We start from the raw sequence: 22081 nt of genomic DNA on the forward strand, positions 1-22081 counted from the left end.
CTTGATCACAAACATTATTAATATCTTCCTCTCTGCTTGTTTCTCTGCTCTGCCCCCGCGCCTCTAGGTGGTTTCGGTTCGGGCGGGGAAAAATGTCTAGTGAAGCTGTATGAATACCCCTTGCAGGATTTTTTATACCCTTTTCAAATCGCATCAAACCCACGGCCGATGCGGCGCAAGATAAGATAAAAAAAACCAGCGCAACGGGTTAGTTCCGCTAACGTTTGGCAGATGAAACAAACCCGATTAAAATTTCCCTGCGGCCCGGATTAGCTGCCCGCACCGCAAAGCCCCGACTTCGCAAGTACGGCCGATGTTCAAAACATGTCCCAAAGATTGAAGCGGGGGCTTACCCCAATCATCAAGCTTGAACACTATCTAAGGCGCAAAGCCCGCATTGATAAGGTAAAACACCATGTACTTGGGAATAGACGTGAGCAAAGTAACCATAGACTGCCGTCTGATTTCAGACGGCTTTTTTTACGAACACCGATTCGGAAACAGCCCCACAGGTTAAGCCGAGCTGAAAGCATGCTAAACGGCCATAACGCCAACCCAAGCCTGCACTGCTGCTGCGAAGCAACGGGAACCTGCTATAGACCGCCGGCCGAATATCTCAACAGCCATTACAAAATGAGCGTGGACAACCCAAGAAAAATAAAAGGCTTCGCAAACGCCGTATTGCAAAGAAGCAAAACCGACAAACAAGACGCAAAACTCATCGCCCGCTACTGCAAGGCCATGAACCCCGAAACATGGCAGCCGCAGCCGTCCGAACAAAAACAGCTTCAGGAACTGACCCGCTATATAGCTCGCATCAAAAAACAACGGGCGGCAGAACTGACCAAGTATCAAACAGCCCCCGATTACTTGAAACGGCACATAAAGGCAACGATAGACTACTTGAGCCGCTATTTGCAGACGCTTAAAAAAGACTTGCAGAGCTTTTACAAAGCCAATCCCGATTACGACAAAAACCGCCAACGCCTGAAAACCATCACAGGCATAGGCGAAAACACCGCCGCCGTTTTGCTCTCGACCATAACATCACGCTTTGATACCGCTGCCCAACTGGCCGCCTATTTCGGTTTGGGTCCAAAACGGCATCAGCCGGGAACAAGCGTAAACGGCAAAGAACGGATTTCAAAGGTAGGCAAGTCCGACTTAAGGGCAGCCCTATACATGCCCGCATTGGCCGCCTACCGCATGAACGCCTTTCCCGCCTTTATCGGCCGTCTGAAAGCCGGGAAAAAACCGCCGAAACTCATCTATTGTTGCAATTATGCGAAAGCTGGTAACCATCGCTTTCTACATTTTGAAAAACCAAACAGAATACGACAAAACCCGTTGCGGATTAACAACATAAATTAACAATGCCAAACAGGCAAATGCCCCGCAAAAGCAGGGCACGGCTTGATTGTTGCCGAAAGAATACATCAACGGCATTGACACTTTCACACACTATCTTTGGTGTGCCGATAAACCATTATGTTGAATAACCCTGCTCCGGGCAAGTATGATAAGGCAAATAGCGGGAGCCGCCCCGAGGGAGGGGGGAGGGATGCCTGTAAGGCTTGTGGCGGGGTTGGAAAAATGCAACGATAGTGTATCCACTTAATTTCCGCTACCGAACTGCTGCGCCGCAGCTTAAAAAAACGATTCGGTAAGCTGTCAAAACGGCAACAGGGTCGGCTTTGTATTGCCTGATGCTTTAATATGCCGGATATGCTGAAAAATGAATTGCTTGGACTCACTTAACGGGTTGGCCGTCTGAAAAACCTCGGCACAGCCTTGTCTAGACAAAATACCCGCCTGTGTGGCGGGTATTTTCACTGCGCAGGCCGGCTCAGCCTTTGCGGGCAGGCAGTTTTTCTTTGATGCGTGCAGCTTTGCCGGTGAGGCCGCGCAGGTAATAAAGTTTGGCACGGCGCACATCGCCGCGGCGTTTCACTTCGATTTTTTCTACGTTGGGCGAATACAGTTGGAAAGTACGCTCAACGCCTTCGCCGCTGGAAATTTTGCGCACAATGAAGTTGCTGTTCAAACCGCGGTTGCGGCGGGAGATAACCACACCTTCATAGGCCTGCAGGCGGCTGCGGCTGCCTTCCACTACGCGCACGGAAACCACTACGGTGTCGCCGGGTGCGAATTCGGGGATTTGTTTGTTTAAGCGGGCAATTTCTTCCTGCTCTAATTGTTGGATCAGATTCATGTTTTTTCCTAAGTTATGATTGGTTGTCCCGTTGCTCTTGCAGGATTTCGTTCAAGAGGCGGGATTCCTGTGGGATAAAACTGCGCTTTTCGAGTAAATCGGGTCGGCGCGTCAAGGTGCGTCGCAGCGATTCTTTCAACCGCCACTCGGCTATCAGGCCGTGGTTGCCGCAGCGTAATACTTCGGGAACCGTCATGCCTTGAAATTCTAAGGGTTTGGTGTAGTGGGGGCAGTCCAGCAGGCCGTCTGAAAACGAATCCTGTTCGGCAGACTGCATATCGCCCAATACGCCGGGTATCAGCCGTAAAACGGCATCCATCAGCATCATGGCGGGCAATTCGCCGCCGGAAACGACAAAATCGCCGATGCCGATTTCTTCATCAACGCTGCTTTGCAGCAGGCGCTCGTCTATGCCTTCATAGCGGCCGCAGAGCAAAATCAGGTTGTCGGACCGGGCAAGCTCCGCCGCTTTGGAGTGGGTGAGCGGTGTGCCTTGCGGGCTGAGATAAATCACTTTTCTGCTGCCGCTGCATTGTGCTTCGGCTTCTTCGATGGCAGCTTTGAGCGGCGGCGCCATCATAATCATTCCGGGACCGCCGCCGAAAGGGCGGCTGTCGATATAGCCGAGTTTGTTATCGGCAAAGCGGCGCGGGTTGATGGCGTTGAAGCGCCACAAGTTTTGTTTGAGTGCCCGCCCGGTTACACCGTATCCGGTAATGCTTTGAAACATTTCGGGAAACAAGGTAACGGCCTGAATCAGCATCAGTAATCCAAACCCCAGTCGGCTGTGATAGTTTTGCTGTCGGCGGTTACAGTTAGGATGTATTGGGAAACGAAAGGAATAAGTTTCCGGCCGTATCCGCCTTCTACCACCAATACATCGTGTGCACCGGTTTCCATCAGATTTGTAACCATGCCCAAGGTAATACCTTCGGTGTTGGTTACGGTCATGCCCACCAAGTCTGCCCAGTAATATTCATCTTCATCAGCAGGGGCGAAGGCTTCGCGGGGGATCTCTATGGTATGGCCGCGCAGGGCAAATGCTTCATCGCGGTTATCTATGCCTTCGAGTTTTACTTGCAGTTCGCCGTTGGCGGTTTTTCCTGCTTCGAGAATAACGTTGCGGTGCAGGCCGTTTTTGCTGAGCCTCCACTCCGAGTAGTCCAGCAGGCTGTCGGCGTATTCGGTGTCGGCGGCGATTTTGAGCCAGCCTTTAACCCCGAATACGCCTTTGATGTAGCCCATGGCTACCCATTGCTGAGAATCGGTCATGGCAGTCGGCGGGGATTCAGGCTGCGGCTTTTTGCTCTTTAACCAGCTTGGCCACGGCTTCGCTGACTTGTGCGCCTTGTGCGACCCAGTGGTTGAGGCGCTCGGCGTTCAGGCGTACACGCTCTTGTTTTTCGTTGGCTACGGGGTTGTAGAAGCCTACACGCTCGATAAAGCGGCCATCGCGGCGGTTGCGCGAATCGGTAACGACAACATTGAAAAACGGACGGTGTTTCGAGCCGCCGCGTGCCAAACGGATAACTACCATGAGAAAATTCCTTGTATAAAAAATCGGATGTATGGAAAACTGATGATTCTAAGATAAATTAGGATTTTAGTGCAAGTATTTGTTGTTTTAAATTGTGCTTGATGTTGTTTACGGGGGTGTTTTTCGGTTTGTCCAGGGTTAGTACGGCCTCGGTGAGGGCATTGTCGTGCGGAGATGGGGTGAAGGTGAAGCCGAGTTTGCCGGCCAGTTTCAGCATGGCGGTGTTGTTTTGCAGAATTTCGGCACTCATTTCGCGGTAGCCCTGCTGTTTGGCCGTCTGAATGATTTGCGCCATCAGGTGTGCGGCCAGCCCCTGCCCTTGGACGGCAGGAGTGGTGGTGATGCCGAATTCGCAGCGTCCTGCGGTGTCGGTGGAGCTGAAACGGGCTACACCCAGCCAGATGCCGCTTTCGGTTTCGGCAACAACTGCGCTTTCGCAGGTGTAATCGAGATTGCAGGCGCGGGCGAGCATGGCGGGGCTGAGTTCGGCAAGGTGCATCATGTAGCGGGTGTAGCGTTGTTCTTCGGGCAGGCTGCGCACGAAATTCTGTTTGGCTTCGGCATCTTCGGGCAGCAGCGGCCTGATGCGGACGGTTTGGCCGTTTTTGAGGGTGAAGGTGTGCGCGGGTTTGGCGGGGTAGGGGGCGAACACGTTTTCGGCGGTTTCGGCCTGCGGGTCGGTTTTGATGTTTGAGCTTATGCCCGTGCTGCCGGCGGAAACACTGATTTCGCTGATGAAAGGCAGAGAAGCGGCGGTGTTCAGGCTGTGCAGCAGCTGGTGTATGGTTTTTTGGTGGCGTTTCAAACCGGTTTGGCGGATCAGGTATTCGGCATCGAGCGTGGTAAAGGGCGGCAATACGGCCAGTGTGCGTACGGGGGTGCGGGCGTAGAGTGCGGCACCGTAACGGGGGTGGCATTTGAATGTGAGTACAAACTGCGGGTTGGCTTCGGGGGTTTTGTGTTCGGGCAGGCAGAGTGATTCGGCCAGTTGCGGCAGGTTGTTTTGCATTTTTTCTATGCCGCGCGCCGAAGGTGTTTTCAGATGGCCGGGAAGGGGTTTGGCGGTTTGGTTTTGCTGCTGTTTCAGGTCGGTATAAATGTTTTGGCAGCGGAATGCCTGCAAGGCTTGGGCAGGGCGGGGGAATTGCAGCAGGCCGTCTGAAAAGGGGCTGCTGATGAATAGGGGTTTGCCGGTTTGGCGTTGCAGGCCGGCCATCAGCCGCGTGATATTTTCGGCGGTGTTGTCGGCGGTGGGGGCAACGATGGCCAGCAGGGCTTCGGTTTGGTGGTGTTGCAGGCAGTTTTCTGCCAGCGCACGGTAGCGTGCGGGAGCGGGGTTGCTGCCGATGTTTCCGTAAAGGTTTTCAGACGGCCTCTCGTTGCCGGGAAGCGGGTGCAGTGTGATGCCGAGTGTGTCGGCATGGGTTTGCAGGCTGCCGCAGGGTTCGTTGGCGATGATGTGCAGTTTGCGGGCAGGTTTGCTGCCGGCGGCCAGGGCTTGGATGGCGGCGGCGGTTTCATCGGGTGTGAACGCCAATACGCAGCCGCAGCGGCGCGAAATTGCCTGCAAAACCGCTTGTTCTTCTGGATCGGCATAATGGGAAACCGACAGCAGCACGGGCTTGCGGCGGGCGGCGCGGCGTATGGCGCTAAAGAGCCGGCGCTGGTTTTCATGTGGGTTGTGTGTTACGGCAATCAGCCGGGTAGCAGGGTCGGCGGCGAGCATGTCGATAAAGTCGGCGGAAACGGTGGGGCTGAGCGGATAATGCAGTCCGATATGGTATGAAACACCCGGCCCGGCCTGCGTTATTTGAGCCGGCAGGCGCGCGCTTTCCGAAGCGTTGCCGCTGATGATGCCCACACCGCCTGCGGGCAGGTCGGGGAGAATGCCGCTGTTCAAACCCAGTGCGGGCACCTGTATGGCGGCGGGGTGGCACACGCTGATGTTTATGCCGTATTTGCGTGCTTTCTGCACCGCTTCTTGCGCTTGTGCCAGCGTGTCGGCGGAGAGGTTGTCCCAATCCTGCACCAAAACGGTATGGGGGATGTTTTGTTTGCGGCAGGCTTTTAAAACGGCTTCGTAGCTTGCGGGCGGAGTCAGCACCAGTACCATATCGGCTGCATCGGGTATGCGGCTTAGGTTGGCGTAGGCTTTGATGCCGCCCACGGTTTTGCGGTGCAGATTAACCGGCGTTATCTGCCCGTGAAAAGGGGTGCGCAACAGCGCAGTCAGCACGCGTTCTCCCAGGCTGTGCGGGCGTTCGCTGGCGCCGATAACGACCAGATGGCGGGGGGATAGGGGAACTGGCCGGTTGTGCATGATATGGCTTTCTTTGGTTGCGGTTGGGTATCTAAGGGATAATGTCTGTATGAAACAAAAAATAGAATGCTATAGTATTGTTACGCCCCGGCTCGGATAATGGTTTTAAACTACCTTTTAACTGATGGTACATCTGAACCATTCTACGCGGCCTATGATGGCTATGTTGTCGCCCATGTCGGACAAGTCTATTTCAAACGGTGCGTATGCGGGGTTGGCCGAGGTTATCAGCAGCTTGCCCGGTATTGATTGCACACGCTTTACCATCAGGTCGTTGTTGATTCTGAGAACAAACAGGCCTTCGCGGGGGGAGTGGCGGCATGGTTTACCAGTATTGTATCCCCTTCGTTCAGCACACCTTCCATCGAATCGCCTTTTACGGCAATAACCGACAGCTTATCCAGCTCCCTGCAGACATAATGCTCTATCCAATCCCTGCGGAATGCCATATAAAACAAAGGATGCTTGCTTTCTACCGGGTAGCCGTGCCCCGCCGCCGCAAATACGTCATAGCGCGGGATAAAACAAATTCTTCTATGTTTACGGGATTGCCGCGCGGGTCGGCAGCGGCCGTTGCATTGCCGCCCTTTGCGTCATTGAGGCCTGAGACAGCATCTGCATACGGCTCGCCCTCGCCTGTTAATAACCAGTTCAGATTGCAGCCGGTTGATTCTTTAATCTTTATCAGCGTTTCCGTATTTGGTAGGCCGCCCTCGGACCAAATGCGGCTAAATCCGGGCTGGCTCATCCCTATGGCTTTTGCAATAGCGGCGGGCTTTAAATTATCACGCCATAAATAAGTTAACCTTTCTTTAAAAGTGTCCATTTTTTATCCTTTTAAGCGGTTGCTTAGTATTATTCGCTCAACTTAGAAATAATTATAATCAATAACTCTTATTAAAGGATAGTTATATAATTAACCATATTGGCACTGACGATAATCAGGATTGCCATCGTTTCGAAATTTTGGCAGCCGTCCAAAAACGTGGAAAAACCATCAAACAGCTATCTATGGAGGCAGGCTTGAGCCAAAACACCCTGAAAAACGCACTGTAATTTTCATATTCTAAAGGGGAAAAATCATTGCTGAGTTTTTGGAGATGCAGCCCGAGCAAATTTAGCCAAGCCGTTATCAGAACAAGAGTTTCTCTGCTTAATTACATATTAGCAAATAAGCCAAGCAAAAAGGTCAAAACAATATGCAAATGCTAATGTTTAAAAGGTGGTTGCTATGCATTTAGATGATATGTTGTCTCGTCAAATAGCAAAAATCATAGGGAAATCAAGGCTGGCGGTTTAAAGGAGTGTCCGGAATAGCCCGTGGCGGCAAGGTCAAGCTCTATCTGACCACAGCCTGCCCGCCGAAATTCAGGCGGCGATTAAGCAAAAGCAAGCCGCGGAATTGTTGGCGGCGGCACAGCCGGAACAGCTGCCAAGCGTGGTTAAACAGACGCGGACGCCGGCGAGGCGCAAACTGGAGCAGCTGGGGCTGCCGATTAACGAGTATGCCGACGGCCTGACGGACAAAGAGCGCGATGGGGCGCATGCGCGGATGCGGTGGTGGCCGAGGTGCTAAAAATGCACAATGTGGCCGGGCTGAAAATCTCGGCGGCGGTGGAATATGTGGCTCGACAGGCAGAACAGGGCCTGCTGTCGGAGCCGCTAGCGGGCTTTGCGGTGATGCCGCTGGAGCGGCTGGTTGCGCAGGCACAGGTCAAAACCAAGAAAAAACGGGTGCTACACGAAATCGTGGAGTACTGGCTGCGGGCGTGGTGCAACCCGAACAAGTGGCCGTTGCCGATGAGTTATAGGGTGTAGGAAATGGTCGGGTTGTTTACACAACAGGTTGGGAATGAAGCCTGTAAGACCTCAAAAGGGGTGTCACCTTTCAGGCTCTTGTGGGGCTTGACGTTATTATAAAAGTTAACAAAACGACATAACTCTTTTTGCCGGTGCGCCGAATCCTTAAACGGATGCTTGTCATGCCACATTTCCATTAAGGTACGGACAACCCGCCCGGCTTTACCATTGGTTTGCGGCCGGGCAACACGGGTGAATTTTTGGCTTATGTTGTTTGGCACACAGGCAATGCCAAACGGGTGCCCCGCATTGTCACGATATTCCGCACCGTTGTCGCAATAGGCGCATTCGATGGTATAGGGACAACAATCTATCACATCGCGCAAAAGAAATTTGGCTGCGCCGGCTGCTGTACGGTCCGGCAATATCGCAGCATACCGCTCGCGGGAAAAATCATCAATGGCAACAAACAGATAATCCAGATGGTCGGTTGCTTTTTGGTTTTGTAGCAAAGGCAGCCGTTTGGTATCGAAACGAACCGTTTCGCTGGGATAGGATTTGTTATAACGCTTTGCCTGTTTTTTGAGTTTCTCTTCGATTTCCCGCTCGACTTTGACCAGGCGTTTCATGCCGTATTTGGTTTATTTAAAGCGGTTGTTGGTGCTTTTTTGCGGGGTGGGCAGCCGCAACCGGGCTGCTTTGAGTATACGGTAAATCGTTACTCTGCTGACACGGTAGTGTTGTGCCAACGAAGTTACACTGAATTTTGTCTTGTGTATAAGCGCGTCAAATGGCCTGGCGGTTATGCGGGGTTAGCCGGGTATTTTTATGGATATTCATGCAGTATTGTCTTTCAAATACTGTAAACAACGCTAGCTTTTACTACACAAACCGACCAAAGCCCGCCATTCAGGATTTCAACAGCTACAAAGACCTGCATTGCCTGTGCTCATGGCTGCTGTTTAACAGTAATTAAGCGGGAACAATGGCCGAATTTCTCGATAAACATATGTATAACTGTATCCGGCAAACCGATTATCCCGATGTCGATGGCTATCTGAAAGGATTAGAAATTGTTTCCCAACCATTTCAAACGCTGCTGCCACAATTCACTGAGCAGCCGAATACCTTATTTGTACTCGATCCGCCGTATGTTTCGACATTGCAGGGTATGCCAACCTGCATTACTTCGGCATAGTGCAGTTTCTTCAGCTTATGTGCTTGGTACGCCTGCCTTTCATATTCTTCAGCAGCACACGCAGTGGGCTCATGGATTATCTGGGTTTTATAAAACAATACCGCCCCAACGAATGGGCGGCGTTTGACGGCATGACTTCAGTGGGTTTGATAACCAGCGTGCCCAAGGGGTTGGGGGGATGAGGATAATATGGTATTTAAGTTTTAAGGGCTTTAAAAGCGTGGTGTTTTGTGCAAAAGTTTGTATTTACTCTCGCCCACTTGTAATGCAAAAACCATCGTTTTATAGTGTAAAAGCTGCCGCTGCTTATGCCTAAGCCACACATTCAATCTTGTAACGTTTTGAATAGTTCTTTCGGTGTGCTGAAGTTAATCCATATTCTTTCAAGAACAGCGGGAACAATTTCCGACTGGTTCCGTTGCATCTCCTTGGAGTGTATTTGGTATGATTTCGGAAGTTTTCAATACTGTTTACGTGTGGTGGTTTGGAAACCACTTGGACTGATTGATGCGGTGGTGAATAAATCTAGTTATGGTCGGTACATCATAACTCTTGTGATAGTTGGTATAAACTATACCATCCTATATGGTTTCTCTTTTGACAACAACTAAAAGTAAGGTATCCTGTTTGGTGTTGTCTTCCGTGAAAGTAAACACCTTACCACGATGTTTCAGAACACTGACGACATCTATATTTATCTCGCTGCGCAACGGCCACAGCTACAGTTTACCTTTGCTGCGTCTGTAGAAGCAGTTTCGCCCCATTCGGCTGTGCCCCAAAAAATTTTGCCTGCATGAAATTCCAAATGGCAGGTGGTGGCTTGGTGGATTGTGCGGTGGAACAACATGGCAGAATTGGTTTGGATATCGGGAATATCCCCATCGGACCGGCGGCGGCTTCTCATACAAAAATCAAGCAGTTTTTTCTGTGTGGATTTTTTAGTTTGCAATGGATTGTCTTTATTTTGGCAGCCCGTTATGGTTGCCAATCTATACTAGTAAGTTTATAAATATTTTAAAAACAATTGGTTAATATGATTTTCTTGGCTTAAAAGCAATAAGTCGGCTATAATTCTGTCTAATTTTTATTCTGCAAAACATCAGGCCGTCTGAAAATATTCGGGCGGTGTTTAAGCTGGAGCCAATACCATTATGATGATACTTTATTCAGGCATTACCTGTCCGTTCAGCCAGCGCTGCCGTTTCGTATTGTTTGAAAAAGGCATGGATTTTGAAATTAAAGATGTTGATATCTTCAACAAGCCTGAAGATTTAGCGGTTATGAACCCTTATAACCAAGTGCCTGTTTTGGTTGAACGCGATCTGATTCTGCACGAATCCAACATCATCAATGAATACATTGACGAACGCTTCCCCCACCCGCAGCTGATGCCCGGCGACCCTGTGATGCGCGGCAGAGGCCGCTTGGTGCTGTTCCGCATGGAAAAAGAGCTTTTCAGCTATGTGAAAGTGCTTGAATCGCCGGAAGTCGGCGGCAAAGAGCAGGCCAAAGCCCGGGAAGCCATCGCCCAAGGCCTCACCATGCTGGCGCCTTCTTTCGCTAAAACCAAATACATCATGGGCGATGAGTTTTCAATGATTGATGTTGCCTTGTCGCCGCTGTTGTGGCGTTTGGATCACTATGATGTCAAGTTGAGCAAATCTGCCGCGCCGATTTTGAAATACGCCGAGCGTATTTTCCAGCGCGAGGCTTTCATTGAAGCCCTCACCCCCGCCGAAAAAGCCATGCGTCGCTGAGTGCTGTCGAGATTGGCCGTCTGAAACCGCCTTATCGAAAGGAATGCCGTCATGACAACTACCAGCACCAAGCCTTATCTGTTGCGCGCGTTTTACGAATGGTGTTTGGACAATAACCAAACGCCGCACATTGTCGCCTGGGTGAATGAGCATACCCGTGTGCCTATGCAATATGTGCGTGATAATGAAATCGTATTGAATATCGGCACCATCGCCAGCCATGCGCTGACGATGGATAACGAATGGATACATTTTTCTGCCCGCTTCGGCGGTGTGGCGCACGAAATCTGGATTCCCATCGGCCACGTTATCAGCATTTTTGCCCGCGAAAGCGGTGAAGGCATGGGGTTTGAAGTCGAACCTTACCAAACAGACAGTGAGAAAAAAGGCAGCAGTGCCCTGCATTTGGTGGAAAAGGAACAGCCGGAAACAGAGGCCGAGGCCGGTTCTGCGCCCGAAGACGGCGGCGGGAATAATGCCGCCAAGCCTAAAAAAGGTTTGAAGTTGGTGAAATAGCGCGGGTACACACTTTTAATAGACCTGTATCGCTGCAAAATTCACTCAGGCCGTCTGAAAATGTACACCACACCTAAGCGGTGGGTTTGAAATAGCCGTTATATCAATAATGACGGGTTGCCCAATTTGTATTTTTACTGTCTGCAACGCTTTGTTTTGTATTTGGGTAGGTTGGCCGGTTCAGGGTGGTACTGGGTAGGTTGCTTTTCTAAAAATAATAGAAACATCTGTATGAAACTCAAGCGCCGCGAAAACAATCCAGGTAGATGTGTACGATTCAAACCCGTTGGCTTTCCGGCAGGCTGCCGGTGGTGTGGAAATAAAACAACGGCTGCGCCAAACGCAGCCGTTGTTGCGTGCGGTATCACGCCCGCTTTCAGTTTGATCCTACTTTGATTTTCTGCCACAGGTTTACCGTGAGTTTCTTCGCATCGCCTTCCATTTGCGGCATCACGAAACCGTTTTTCATATCATCGGCAGTAGGAAAAATCGAACGTGTGCCCACCAGTTTGGGATCCATTTTTTCGCGTGCCGGCAGGCTGGCAGGGGCAAAGGTTACCGCATTGGCGTTTTTTGCGGCCACTTCGGGATCCAGCGTGTAGTTGATGTATTTGTGTGCATTCAACGTGTTTTTCGCATCGGCGGGAATCAGCCAAGATTCAATCCAGAAGCCCATACCTTTGGGCGTGAGCACTTCGATGCCGACATTATTTTTCACTTCTTCGGAACGCGCTTTGGCCATGTTGAGATCGCCGCCGTTGCCGGCCGCTAGGCATACATCGCCGCGCGCCAGCTCATCGATTACCGAAGGGCTGAAACGCTTCACATCGGGGCGGACGGCCTGCAGCACATCGGCGGCAGCTTTGATATCTTCGGCATTGCTGCCTTTCGGGTCTTTGCCCAGATAGTTCAACACAATCGGAAACATTTCAGACGGCGTGTCCCACAGCGCGATGCCGCAGGATTTCAGTTTGCCGGTGTATTCAGGCTTGAAGAGCAGATCCCAGCCGTTTTCAGGCAGTTTGCCGCCCAAAACCTCTTTGCCCTTGGCGGTGATGGCCAAAGTGTTCACACCTGAAAAATAGGGTACGGCATATTCATTGCCCGGGTCGGCGGTTTCGAGCATTTTCAACAGCTCGGGATCAATGTTTTGATAGTTGGGAATTAAATCTTTATGTATTTTCTGATAAGCCCCTGCCTTGATTTGGCGTGGAAGGAATGCTATGCCGGGCACCACCAGGTCGTAACCTGATCTGCCGGTCAGCACTTTGGCTTCCAGCGTTTCGTTGTTTTCATACAGGTCGTAAGTAAGCTTCAAATTGTTGGTTTTTTTGAAGTCTTCAACAGTACTCTCATCAACATAGTTCGACCAATTGTAGATATTGAGCGTATCAGTGGCGGGCAGTCCGCCGGCAGCAGCGGCAGATCCTGCATCTGCTTGAGGCTGGGCGGGTTTTTGCTCGCTTTGGCCGCCGCATGCTGCCAAAGACAAAGCTGCGATAACGGCTAATACAGATTTTTTCATACGGGTTGGCTTTCTGATGTGAAAGGGTTGGATGAACGAAAAAAACCGCGGCTCCATCAAAACCCCGGTTGCGGTAAAAGCTATTGTAAAGGAATGCTTAATAAAAATCAAAGTGATATATATATATTTTCTTTGCGCTGCCGAATTCGGGGGGCACACAGGCCGTCTGAAAAACGGCGGGCAGCAGGGGCGCCGTTTATTTGGGCAGAATTCGAGTAGATTGCCGCAGGCAGGGTCGGGGATTGAAAACACTTGCGCGGATAAGGTTAAGTATTTAAAATTGCGCGTTTACGAAATTAAATTTTGATTTTTATCAGGAGACATTCAATATGGCCAACAGCGCACAAGCCCGCAAGCGTGCCCGCCAGTCGGTTAAACAACGTGCCCACAACGCCAGTTTGCGTACCGCTTTCCGCACTGCGGTTAAGAAGGTATTGAAAGCGGTTGAAGCCGGTGATAAAGCTGCGGCACAAGCGGTTTACCGAGATTCGGTAAAAATAATCGACCGCATTGCCGATAAAGGCATTTACCACAAAAACAAGGCAGCCCGCCACAAGAGCCGTCTGTCTGCCAAAATTAAAGCATTGGCCTAAGCCGGTTTTGGTGCGGCGTTTATTTTCCGCCGCAACGGATTGGAGTCTTGCTTAAAATATATAATGCCCCTGAAAAGCGGATATCGAGCCTTTCAGGGCATTTGCTTTTCGCCTGCCGCAGAAGCGGATTGCATCAGCGGCAGCATTGAAACCGTGGCGTTACTTGTTTCTCAACTATTTGACAAGCAACGGTTTCAGATGGCCTGAATATACCCGGCACATCAAAGGCAGCCGATATGACATGGAAACTTTTTGTTGCCGCAGGATGCGGCTTGGCGGCATTCTCTTGCGCAGTATTTGCTGAAAGCGGCGATGCTGCGCTGCAATGTACGCTGATACGGGACAACGCTTTGCGTTTGGCCTGTTTCGACAAAATCTATGCTGCCCGATTCCCGCCGCAAACGCCTCCGGTAGTGGAAAAGCAGCCGCCCAAAGCGGTGGATTTGGTAAAGTCGGTGGATAAGAGCATCGCAAAAAAAGAGCCGGAGATTGTGTTTGGCCAAGATAGTGGCGGCAAAGGTTTTGCTCAAGCCCTGAGCGATGCCGCTGATGCTTATACGCCGCTGAGTTTGATGTATGATTTGGATCAAAACGATGTGCGCGGCATTTTGTCGGTGCGCGAACACCATCCCATGTATCTGCTGCCCGCATGGTATAACAGCAGCCCCAACCGCCGGCCTGTGTCGCCCACGCGCGGCGCAACCAGCGACACCCGCAGCGAAGACCAAAAAAGGGCGGAAACCAAAATGCAGGTGTCGTTTAAAACCAAACTGCTGGAGGATGTGTTCCGTACCCGCTCCGATGTGTGGTTTGGCTATACTCAAACCGCCCATTGGCAGCTGTGGAACCAAGGTGAGGAATCGGCCCCGTTCCGCAATAACGATTACAGCCCTGAAATTTTCATCACCCAGCCCGTGAAAGCCGGTTTGCCGGGCGGCGGCAGGCTGCGTATGCTGGGTTTGGGTTTTATGCACCAATCCAACGGGCAAAGCCGCCCGATGTCGCGCTCATGGAACCGTTTATACGGCATGGCAGGTATGGAGTGGGGCAAACTTACCGTGATTCCGCGTCTGTGGGTGCGCGCATTCGACCCAGGCGGCGACAATGACGACAACCCCGATATCACCGACTACATGGGCTACGGCGATGTGAAGCTGCAATATCGTTTCAACGACAAACAAACCGTTGCCGCCACCATGCGCTACAATCCCAAAACCGGCAAAGGCGGCGTGCAGGCCGACTACACCTTTCCGATAAAAGGCAAGCTCAAAGCTTATGTACAAGGTTATCATGGTTACGGCGAAAATCTGTTGGACTACAACCACAAACACAACAGCATAGGGTTTGGCGTGATGCTCAACGATTGGGATGGTTTTTAACCGCCAAATTTGCAGCAGGCACTCGTTTCTTGCTGCCCGAATGCGTATAATGGCGCGTTCGGGCAGCACTTACCGTTTACCACGTATGGGATATTGATATGGCAAAAAATGCGGCTGAAAGCGGCGGCATCTCCAGCGCATTGAAAAAATACCTGATTACAGGTGTTTTGGTGTGGCTGCCGATAGCCGTAACCGTGTGGGTGATCACCTATATCGTTTCCGCATCCGACCGGCTGTTCCAGCTGCTGCCGCTCAAATGGCAGCCGGCCAACCTGATAGGCTTCAACATTCCCGGCTTGGGCGTGATTGTGGCGGTGGCCGTGTTGTTTGCCACCGGCCTGTTTGCCGCCAATATGCTGGGCAGGCAGATTATTGCGGTATGGGACAACATGCTCGGCCGCATTCCTGTGGTGAAATCGATTTATTCCAGCGTAAAAAAAGTTTCGGAATCACTGTTTTCCGACAACAGCCGCTCATTCAAAACCCCTGTTTTAGTGCCGTTTCCCCAGCCGGGCATCTGGACGATCGCTTTTGTGTCGGGCAGCCTTGCCGATGCAGTGGGTCGCAGCCTCGATAATGGCGAAGAATACCTTTCCGTTTATGTGCCGACCACGCCCAACCCCACCGGCGGTTATTATGTGATGGTAAAAAAAAGCGATGTGCGCGAGCTGGATATGAGCGTGGACGATGCCTTGAAATATGTGATTTCGCTAGGTATGGTAATGCCGGAAGACCGGTCGGCGAAAGCCCTGCCCGATGCGCAGAAGCCGTCTGAACACCCCGCAGGGCAAGAATAAGCGTAACGCAGTGGTTTGGATTGCAGGCCGTCTGAAAAAACCACCGTGCAGCCGCTGCGCAGTAAAGCCTTTTCAGACGGCCTGCCGATACCGCCCGACACATTCTTAAGAAAATCAAACGAAAACAAACCGAAGGTTTTATTTATGCGTACCAATTATTGTGGCTTGATTAACGAGCAGTATCTAGACCAAACCGTTACCGTCAAAGGTTGGGTGCACCGCCGGCGCGATCACGGCGGCGTGATTTTCATCGACCTGCGCGACCGTGAAGGCATTGTGCAGGTGGTCATCGACCCCGACACCCCCGAAGCGTTTCAGACGGCCGATTCCGCGCGTAACGAATACGTTTTGAGCATCACCGGCCGCGTGCGCAACCGCCCCGAGGGTACCGCCAACGATAAAATGGTTTCCGGCAACATTGAGATTCTCGCCAAAGAAATCGAAGTGTTAAACGCTGCCGCCACGCCGCCGTTCCAAATCGATGATGAAAACCTGAGCGAAAACGTGCGTTTAACCAACCGCGTTATCGATTTGCGCCGCCCCGCCATGCAGCGCAACCTGCGCCTGCGCTACCAAGTGGCGATGGGTGTGCGCCGCTATCTTGATGCGCAAGGCTTTATCGACATCGAAACACCGATGCTCACCCGCTCCACCCCCGAAGGCGCACGCGATTATCTGGTGCCCAGCCGCATACACCCGGGGGAGTTTTTCGCGCTGCCGCAATCGCCGCAGCTTTTCAAACAATTGCTGATGGTGGCCGGTTTCGACCGCTACTACCAAATCACCAAATGTTTCCGCGATGAAGATTTGCGCGCCGACCGCCAACCCGAATTCACCCAGATCGATATCGAAACCTCGTTTCTCGATGAAAACGAAATCATGGACATCACCGAAGGCATGGCCAGGCAGGTGTTCAAAGAGGTGTTGGGGGCAGAACTCGGCAACTTCCCGCGTATGCCGTATTCGGAGGCCTTGTTCTATTATGGCTCCGACAAACCCGATATGCGCGTGAGCCTGAAATTTACCGAACTGACCGCCCTGATGAAATCGGAAGAGTTTAAAGTGTTCCGCGCCGCCGCCGACATGAAGGGCGGACGCGTGGTTGCTCTGCGCGTGCCCGGCGGTGCCAAACTTTCCCGCAAAGACATCGATGAATACACCAGATTTGTCGGCATCTACGGAGCCAAAGGCTTGGCCTACATCAAAGTGAACGATGTTACCAACCTTTCCAACGGTGAAGACAGCGGCCTGCAGTCGCCGATTGTGAAATTCCTGTCTGAAAACGCCCTGAAAGAAATCATTGCCCAAACCGGCGCGCAAAACGGCGACATCATTTTCTTCGGTGCCGACAAAGCCAAGGTTGTCAATGAAGCCATCGGCGCGCTGCGCATTAAAATCGGCCACGAACACGGTGCCGAAAACGGCTATTTCACCGATGAATGGCGCCCGCTGTGGGTGGTGGATTTCCCGATGTTCGAATACGATGAAGAAAGCGGCCGCTACGCCGCCATGCACCATCCCTTCACCTCGCCCAAGCCCGGCCATGAAAACCTGATGGAAAGCGACCCGGAAAACTGTCTCGCCCGCGCCTACGATATGGTACTCAACGGCTGGGAAATCGGCGGCGGCTCCATCCGTATCCACCGCGCCGACATTCAGGAAAAAGTGTTTGCCGCGCTGAAAATCACGCCTGAAGAACAGCAAAACAAATTCGGTTTTCTGCTGGACAACCTGAAATACGGCGCGCCCCCGCACGGCGGCCTGGCGTTCGGCCTCGATCGTTTGGTTACGCTGATGGCCGGTGCCGAATCCATCCGCGATGTGATTGCCTTCCCGAAAACCCAGCGCGCACAATGCCTGCTGACCAACGCCCCCAACGCTGTGGACGACAAACAGCTGCGCGAACTCAGCCTGCGTCTGCGCCAGAAAGCGGCAGAAAGCAAAGAGGCTTAACGGGTTTGGCCCGTTCAAACAACCCAGGCCGTCTGATAAATATTTTGGGGCTGTACTAGATAACTAGGGAAATTTAACTTCAGGTTAGAATAATCCCTATGAGAAAAAGTCGTTTAAGTCAGTACAAGCAAAACAAACTGATTGAACTATTTGTTGCAGGTGTTACCGCCCGCACAGCGGCGCAATTAGTTAGCGTCAATAAAAATACCGCTGCCTATTACTTCCACCGTTTGCGCTTACTTATCTATCACAACAGCCCGCATCTGGAAATGCTTGATGGTGAAGTAGAAGTTGATGAAAGCTATTTTGGCGGACAACGCAAAGGCAAACGTGGTCGCGGTGCGGCTGGCAAAGTGGCTGTATTCGGGCTTTTGAAGCGTAATGGTAAGGTTTACACCGTTGCCGTACCCAATACACAAACTGCGACTTTATTGCCAATTATCCGCGAGCAAGTGAAGCCTGATAGCATTGTTTATACCGATTGTTACAAAAGTTATGACGTTCTTGATGTGAGCGAATTTTCACATTTTCGGATCAATCACAGCACACATTTTGCTGAGCGACAAAATCACATTAACGGAATTGAGAACTTTTGGAACCAAGCAAAACGCCATTTACGCAAGTTTAACGGCATTCCCAAAGAGCATTTTGAACTGTATTTGAAAGAGTGTGAATGGCGTTTTAACAACAGTGAGATAAAATTTCAAATTTCTATTTTAAAACAATTAGTAAAGCAGGATTTGTTCTAGTTATCTAGGACAGCCCCAATATTTTTCAGACGGCCTTTTAATAGTTAAACCACTTACTCAACAGTTCAGGCGTACTCGTGCTGCCCCGAATATCTTGAATTTCAACAGGTTATAAAGCGATCTGGCTAAACCCGAACACAACGCAAGGCTCTCGGTTTGGGCATTGTTCAGCTTGGCTTAAGCCGGTGCATTTATCATTGCCCATTCTTAATTCTGATGAGGGAAAGCCGTGCAAAACGAATATTTGATTATGTTGGTTCCCGCTGCCGTGGCCGTTGCCGGCGGCGTATTGGCGCTGTTGTGGAACCCGTTGGCACAGGCGCGCAGCCTGATTCAACACTTTGCTGCCGGTGTGGTGTTGTCTGCCTTGTCTGTTGAGCTGCTGCCGGAAATCGGTCGCGAACACGCCCGCCCGAGTATGGTGCGTGTACTTTTCTGTAAGTTAATCCGCTAACAGTGGTGATATAAGATTCCAGGCCGTCTGAAAGAGTTTTTCAGACGGCCTGGAATCTTTGTGAGACGAAATCAACTGGAAAAACCGTCTTTGCTCAAAAAAAATACCGGATACGGATAATCGGGGTAGGGTGAAAGCGTGTTAAACAGTTGGATTTTGACGTAAATCGGATTTAAAAACAATCGCCCGGTATACGCACAAAACCTTCCATGATGATGCGCGCGCTGCGGCTCATCAGGGCTTTGGTTGCCGTCCACTTGCCGTTTTGTATTTCGGCTGCCGCGCCTACCCGCAGGGTGCCGGAAGGGTGGCCGAACACCACTTGGTTGCGCCCGCCTCCTGCGGCTATGCTCACCAGGGTGCCGGGAACGGCTGCGGCGGTGGCGATGGCTACAGAGGCAGTGCCCATCATGGCGTGGTGGAGCTTGCCCATGCTCATGGCGCGCACTAAAACATCGATATCGGCGGCCTTAACTGTTTTTCCGCCGGATGAAACATAATCTTTCGGCGCGGCTACCCAAGCGATTTTCGGGGCGTGCTGGCGGGCGGCGGCCTCGGAAATATCTTCAATCAAACCCATTTTCAAGGCGCCGTAGGCGCGCAGGGTTTCCAGCTTTTCCAGTGCGGAGGCATCGTTGTCCACATCGTTTTGCAGCTCGGTGCCAGTGTAGCCGATGTCGGCGGCATTCACGAAAATGGTGGGAATGCCTGAATTGATGAGGGTGGCTTTCAGACGGCCTATGCCGGGAATGTCCAATTCGTCCACCGGATTGCCGGTGGGGAACATATCGCTTTTGCCATCGGTGGGATCGAGAAATTCGATTTGCACCTCGGCGGCGGGAAAGGTTACGCCGTCCAGCTCGAAACTGCTGGTTTCCTGCACCCTGCCGTTGGTGATGGGAATGTGGGCGACAATGGTTTTGCCGATGTTTTTATGCCAGATGCGTGCGGTGCAGATGCCGTTTTGCGGCACTTTTTCGGGATCAATCAGGCCTTGGCTGATAGAAAATGCGCCAACGGCGGCAGTGAGGTCGCCGCAGTTGCCGCTCCAATCGACAAACGGTTTGTCGATGGAAACCTGGCCGAACAAATAATCGACATCGTGGCCCTCGCGGCTGTTTTTTTCGATAATCGCCGCTTTGCTGGTGGAAGAGGAGGCGTTGCCGAGGCCGTCTATCTGTTTGCAGTAGGGATCGGGGCTGCCGAGAACGCGGAGCAGGATTTTATCGCGTGCTGCGCCGGGGTGTTGTGCGGCCGCAGGCAGATCGCTGCGTTTGAAAAAATGCCTTTAGAGGTGCCGCCGCGGTAGTAAACGGCGGGGATTTTGATTTGGGCTGCGTGTCCGGCCATATGTTTTCTCCTGTGTCGTTATCGGTTTGACGGATTGCCGGCCGTTTAAGCGTTTGCATGTTCAGAATGTTATGCGTGAAAGCAAACGCTTGCGCTGGGGTGTGTTTTTCAGACGGCCACTCCGGTATGCGGCGGGATCTGCATCTAACTCGGGCATTTCAGCCCCAGCCATTTCATTGAGCCGTCGGATTCGGTTTCCTTTACGGTGAGGATGAAGCCGCCGATGTGGATGCGGTCGCCTTCTACCGGCAGATTGCCTTCGAGGCGTTTGTGAAACAGGCCGCGCAGGGTCAGGTTGCGTTCTTCTTCGTTAAGCTCTAGGCCGTAGGCATCGGCCAAGTCGCCCGCCATGCTGGAAGGATTGACCACAAATTCGCCGAAGAAATTGAAATTCATGCGCACGGAGCTGCCGGTTTCGGTAAAGCGTTTGGCGATGGTTTCCACCTGCTCGGGCGGCACGATATACCAGGCAATATCGCCCGCCTGCAGGCGGGTGTCCAGCCCCAGTTCCTCACGCTTGCCGTTGCGGATTAAGGCGAAACAGCGGGTGGAGAGCAAGTCTAAGTCTTGCGCCACTTCATCGGGATGCATACCTTCGGCATCGGAGTCGGCCAACACTTCATAGGCCAGCAGCGGCACCGATTCGCTTTCGGAAAGCCAGATTTCGCGGCTGTCGGCAGGCTCGGGCTTGGGCGGCACGGTTACTTTCAGCCAGCGCGCCACCACGGGAATGGTGGTGCCTTGAATCAGCAGCGACAAAATCACCACCGCAAAAGCCACGTCAAACAGCAGGCGGGCGTTGGGTACACCCATTACCAGCGGCATCATTGCCAGGGTAATCGGCACTGCGCCGCGCAATCCCACCCAGCTGATATAGGCGGTTTCGCGGCGGCTGTAGTGGAATTTCCAAATGCTGCTCACCACTGCCAGCGGGCGCGCCACCAGCATTAGAAAGGCGGCAATGGCCAGCGCGTCCGGGCCTGATTCCAGCAGGCGGTGGGGGGTAACCAGCAGGCCCAACACCACAAACATGCTGGCTTGCGCGAGCCAGGCCAGCCCGTCCATCACGCGCAAAACATGTTCGGTGGCGTGGCTGTGGCGGTTGCCGACAATGATGCCGGCCAGATACACGGCTAAGAAGCCGCTGCCGCCGGCCAGGTTGGTGAAGCCGAAAATCAGCAGGCCGCCCGACACAATCATCAGGGCATAGAGGCCCTCGGCCAGGTTCAGACGGCGCGTGAGCCGCGAGAGGATTTTGCCGCCCACAAAGCCTGCAGCCAAACCGAAACCGAGTTGGAGCAGCAGCATCCATAAAAATGACAAAATGCCCGATTCTTCAGGGGTCAGGGTGAGCGAAATCAGCGCGGTAACTAAAAATATCGCCATCGGGTCGTTGGCGCCCGATTCGATTTCGAGGGTGGCCTGCACCCGTTCGTTGAGACGGACACCGCTATTGCGCAGCAGGCTGAACACTGCGCCGGCATCTGTGGAGCCGACAATAGCGGCCATGAGAATGCCGAAACGCCAATCCCAGTCCATATACCAGGTGGCAAACAGACCTAGCAGTGCCACGGTGGCAATCACGCCCCAGCTTGCCAGCAAGGCGGCGGGCTTGAGCGCGATACGGAAGCTGTCGAGTCTGGTGCGCAGGCCGCCGTCAAGCAGAATCACTGCCAATGCCAGCTGGCCGATGGCGGTGGCGGTGAAAAAATTATCGAAATGAATGCCGCCTATGCCTTCTTCGCCTGCCAATATGCCCACCACCAAAAACATCAGCAGCAGCGGCATGCCCAGCCGGGCGGAGAGGGTGGTGGAAATCACGCTGAGAAACAGCAGCAGCCCGCAGAGTAAGAATAAACTGTTGAGTCCGTCCATTATCGTGAATGTGTGTGTTTTATAGTTGAAAGAAACGTGCGCATTTTAGCATGAAAATGCTTGTTT

The 22081-nt window shown here is 52.2% G+C and carries 20 protein-coding genes and 4 pseudogenes; 14 read left to right on the top strand and 10 right to left on the bottom strand.

Going from position 1 to position 22081, the window contains the following annotated elements; genetic code table 11:
- Positions 1-415: 415 nt before the first annotated feature.
- A pseudogene (locus H7A79_RS14555) lies at positions 416-1366 on the top strand (IS110 family RNA-guided transposase).
- 480 nt (positions 1367-1846) lie between these two features.
- Here the strand turns inward: H7A79_RS14555 and rplS are convergent.
- The 6 genes and pseudogenes from rplS to H7A79_RS14585 all read right to left on the bottom strand — a co-directional run bounded on the left by rplS (position 1847) and on the right by H7A79_RS14585 (position 6895).
- On the bottom strand, positions 1847-2212 hold the full coding sequence (rplS, locus tag H7A79_RS14560) for a 50S ribosomal protein L19 (protein ID WP_187000625.1): 366 nt from the start codon (positions 2210-2212) through the stop codon (positions 1847-1849).
- A 13-nt stretch (positions 2213-2225) separates the two neighbouring features.
- The gene (gene trmD / locus H7A79_RS14565; protein WP_187000626.1) at positions 2226-2975 is read right to left on the bottom strand and encodes a tRNA (guanosine(37)-N1)-methyltransferase TrmD; all 750 of its coding nucleotides are present in this window, start codon (positions 2973-2975) and stop codon (positions 2226-2228) included.
- Entirely contained in the window at positions 2975-3484 is a 510-nt protein-coding gene (gene rimM, locus H7A79_RS14570; protein ID WP_187000627.1) for a ribosome maturation factor RimM, read from the bottom strand. The genes trmD and rimM overlap by 1 nt, the downstream gene beginning before the upstream one ends.
- Positions 3485-3500: 16 nt before the next feature.
- Positions 3501-3749 (bottom strand): 30S ribosomal protein S16, encoded by a 249-nt coding sequence (gene rpsP, locus H7A79_RS14575; RefSeq protein ID WP_135035879.1) that lies wholly within the window; start codon positions 3747-3749, stop codon positions 3501-3503.
- A gap of 58 nt (positions 3750-3807) precedes the next feature.
- A complete protein-coding gene (locus tag H7A79_RS14580) occupies positions 3808-6069 on the bottom strand; it encodes a bifunctional acetate--CoA ligase family protein/GNAT family N-acetyltransferase (protein ID WP_187000628.1) in 2262 nt (753 codons plus the stop codon).
- Between the two features lie 117 nt (positions 6070-6186).
- Positions 6187-6895 (bottom strand): annotated as a pseudogene (locus tag H7A79_RS14585) (S24 family peptidase).
- A 140-nt stretch (positions 6896-7035) separates the two neighbouring features.
- On the opposite strand from H7A79_RS14585, the gene H7A79_RS14590 reads away from it, so the two are divergent.
- Positions 7036-7125 carry a helix-turn-helix domain-containing protein gene (locus H7A79_RS14590; protein WP_246407987.1) on the top strand — a complete coding sequence of 30 codons (90 nt, stop codon included), beginning with the start codon at positions 7036-7038 and terminating at the stop codon, positions 7123-7125.
- 504 nt (positions 7126-7629) lie between these two features.
- Positions 7630-7887, top strand: coding sequence for a hypothetical protein (locus tag H7A79_RS14595; protein WP_135035874.1), 258 nt, complete (start codon positions 7630-7632; stop codon positions 7885-7887).
- On the opposite strand, the pseudogene H7A79_RS14600 reads toward H7A79_RS14595, so the two are convergent.
- Positions 7875-8709, bottom strand: a pseudogene (locus tag H7A79_RS14600) (integrase core domain-containing protein). The gene H7A79_RS14595 and the pseudogene H7A79_RS14600 sit on opposite strands and share 13 nt — an antisense overlap.
- A 145-nt stretch (positions 8710-8854) precedes the next feature.
- Between H7A79_RS14600 and H7A79_RS14605 the strand changes: the two are divergent.
- The 4 genes from H7A79_RS14605 (at position 8855) to H7A79_RS14620 (ending at position 11340) form a co-directional block, all read left to right on the top strand.
- On the top strand, positions 8855-9067 hold the full coding sequence (locus tag H7A79_RS14605) for a hypothetical protein (RefSeq protein WP_135034734.1): 213 nt from the start codon (positions 8855-8857) through the stop codon (positions 9065-9067).
- Positions 9068-9860: 793 nt separating this feature from the next.
- Complete coding sequence (locus H7A79_RS14610) at positions 9861-10076, top strand: hypothetical protein (protein WP_187000629.1); 216 nt, start codon at positions 9861-9863, stop codon at positions 10074-10076.
- Between the two features lie 142 nt (positions 10077-10218).
- Positions 10219-10824 (top strand): glutathione S-transferase N-terminal domain-containing protein, encoded by a 606-nt coding sequence (locus H7A79_RS14615; protein ID WP_187000630.1) that lies wholly within the window; start codon positions 10219-10221, stop codon positions 10822-10824.
- Positions 10825-10875: 51 nt separating this feature from the next.
- A complete protein-coding gene (locus H7A79_RS14620) occupies positions 10876-11340 on the top strand; it encodes a ClpXP protease specificity-enhancing factor (protein ID WP_187000631.1) in 465 nt (154 codons plus the stop codon).
- A gap of 376 nt (positions 11341-11716) precedes the next feature.
- Here H7A79_RS14620 and H7A79_RS14625 read toward each other — a convergent pair whose 3' ends face one another.
- Entirely contained in the window at positions 11717-12865 is a 1149-nt protein-coding gene (locus tag H7A79_RS14625; RefSeq protein WP_187000632.1) for a type 2 periplasmic-binding domain-containing protein, read from the bottom strand.
- A gap of 31 nt (positions 12866-12896) precedes the next feature.
- Between H7A79_RS14625 and H7A79_RS14630 the strand changes: the two genes are divergently transcribed.
- From H7A79_RS14630 to H7A79_RS14660, 7 genes are all read left to right on the top strand, one after another.
- Positions 12897-13172: a hypothetical protein gene (locus H7A79_RS14630; RefSeq protein WP_187000633.1), complete on the top strand. Its 276-nt coding sequence runs from the start codon at positions 12897-12899 to the stop codon at positions 13170-13172.
- A 22-nt stretch (positions 13173-13194) separates the two neighbouring features.
- Positions 13195-13458: a 30S ribosomal protein S20 gene (rpsT, locus tag H7A79_RS14635; RefSeq protein ID WP_135034729.1), complete on the top strand. Its 264-nt coding sequence runs from the start codon at positions 13195-13197 to the stop codon at positions 13456-13458.
- A 236-nt stretch (positions 13459-13694) separates the two neighbouring features.
- Entirely contained in the window at positions 13695-14837 is a 1143-nt protein-coding gene (locus H7A79_RS14640; RefSeq protein ID WP_135034728.1) for a phospholipase A, read from the top strand.
- Between the two features lie 98 nt (positions 14838-14935).
- Positions 14936-15634 (top strand): DUF502 domain-containing protein, encoded by a 699-nt coding sequence (locus tag H7A79_RS14645; RefSeq protein ID WP_135034727.1) that lies wholly within the window; start codon positions 14936-14938, stop codon positions 15632-15634.
- Between the two features lie 144 nt (positions 15635-15778).
- Positions 15779-17587: an aspartate--tRNA ligase gene (gene aspS / locus H7A79_RS14650; protein WP_187001746.1), complete on the top strand. Its 1809-nt coding sequence runs from the start codon at positions 15779-15781 to the stop codon at positions 17585-17587.
- Between the two features lie 98 nt (positions 17588-17685).
- Complete coding sequence (locus H7A79_RS14655; protein WP_186999880.1) at positions 17686-18336, top strand: IS1595 family transposase; 651 nt, start codon at positions 17686-17688, stop codon at positions 18334-18336.
- A gap of 229 nt (positions 18337-18565) precedes the next feature.
- On the top strand, positions 18566-18790 hold the full coding sequence (locus tag H7A79_RS14660; RefSeq protein WP_214646388.1) for a ZIP family metal transporter: 225 nt from the start codon (positions 18566-18568) through the stop codon (positions 18788-18790).
- A 172-nt stretch (positions 18791-18962) separates the two neighbouring features.
- On the opposite strand, the pseudogene prpF reads toward H7A79_RS14660, so the two are convergent.
- Both prpF and H7A79_RS14670 read right to left on the bottom strand, forming a co-directional pair.
- Positions 18963-20140 (bottom strand): annotated as a pseudogene (gene prpF / locus H7A79_RS14665) (2-methylaconitate cis-trans isomerase PrpF).
- Positions 20141-20284: 144 nt separating this feature from the next.
- Positions 20285-22015, bottom strand: coding sequence for a potassium/proton antiporter (locus H7A79_RS14670; RefSeq protein WP_187000634.1), 1731 nt, complete (start codon positions 22013-22015; stop codon positions 20285-20287).
- Positions 22016-22081 lie beyond the last annotated feature (66 nt).

The sequence above is a fragment of the Neisseria musculi genome, from assembly GCF_014297595.2.
Taxonomy (GTDB): Bacteria; Pseudomonadota; Gammaproteobacteria; order Burkholderiales; family Neisseriaceae; genus Neisseria; species Neisseria musculi.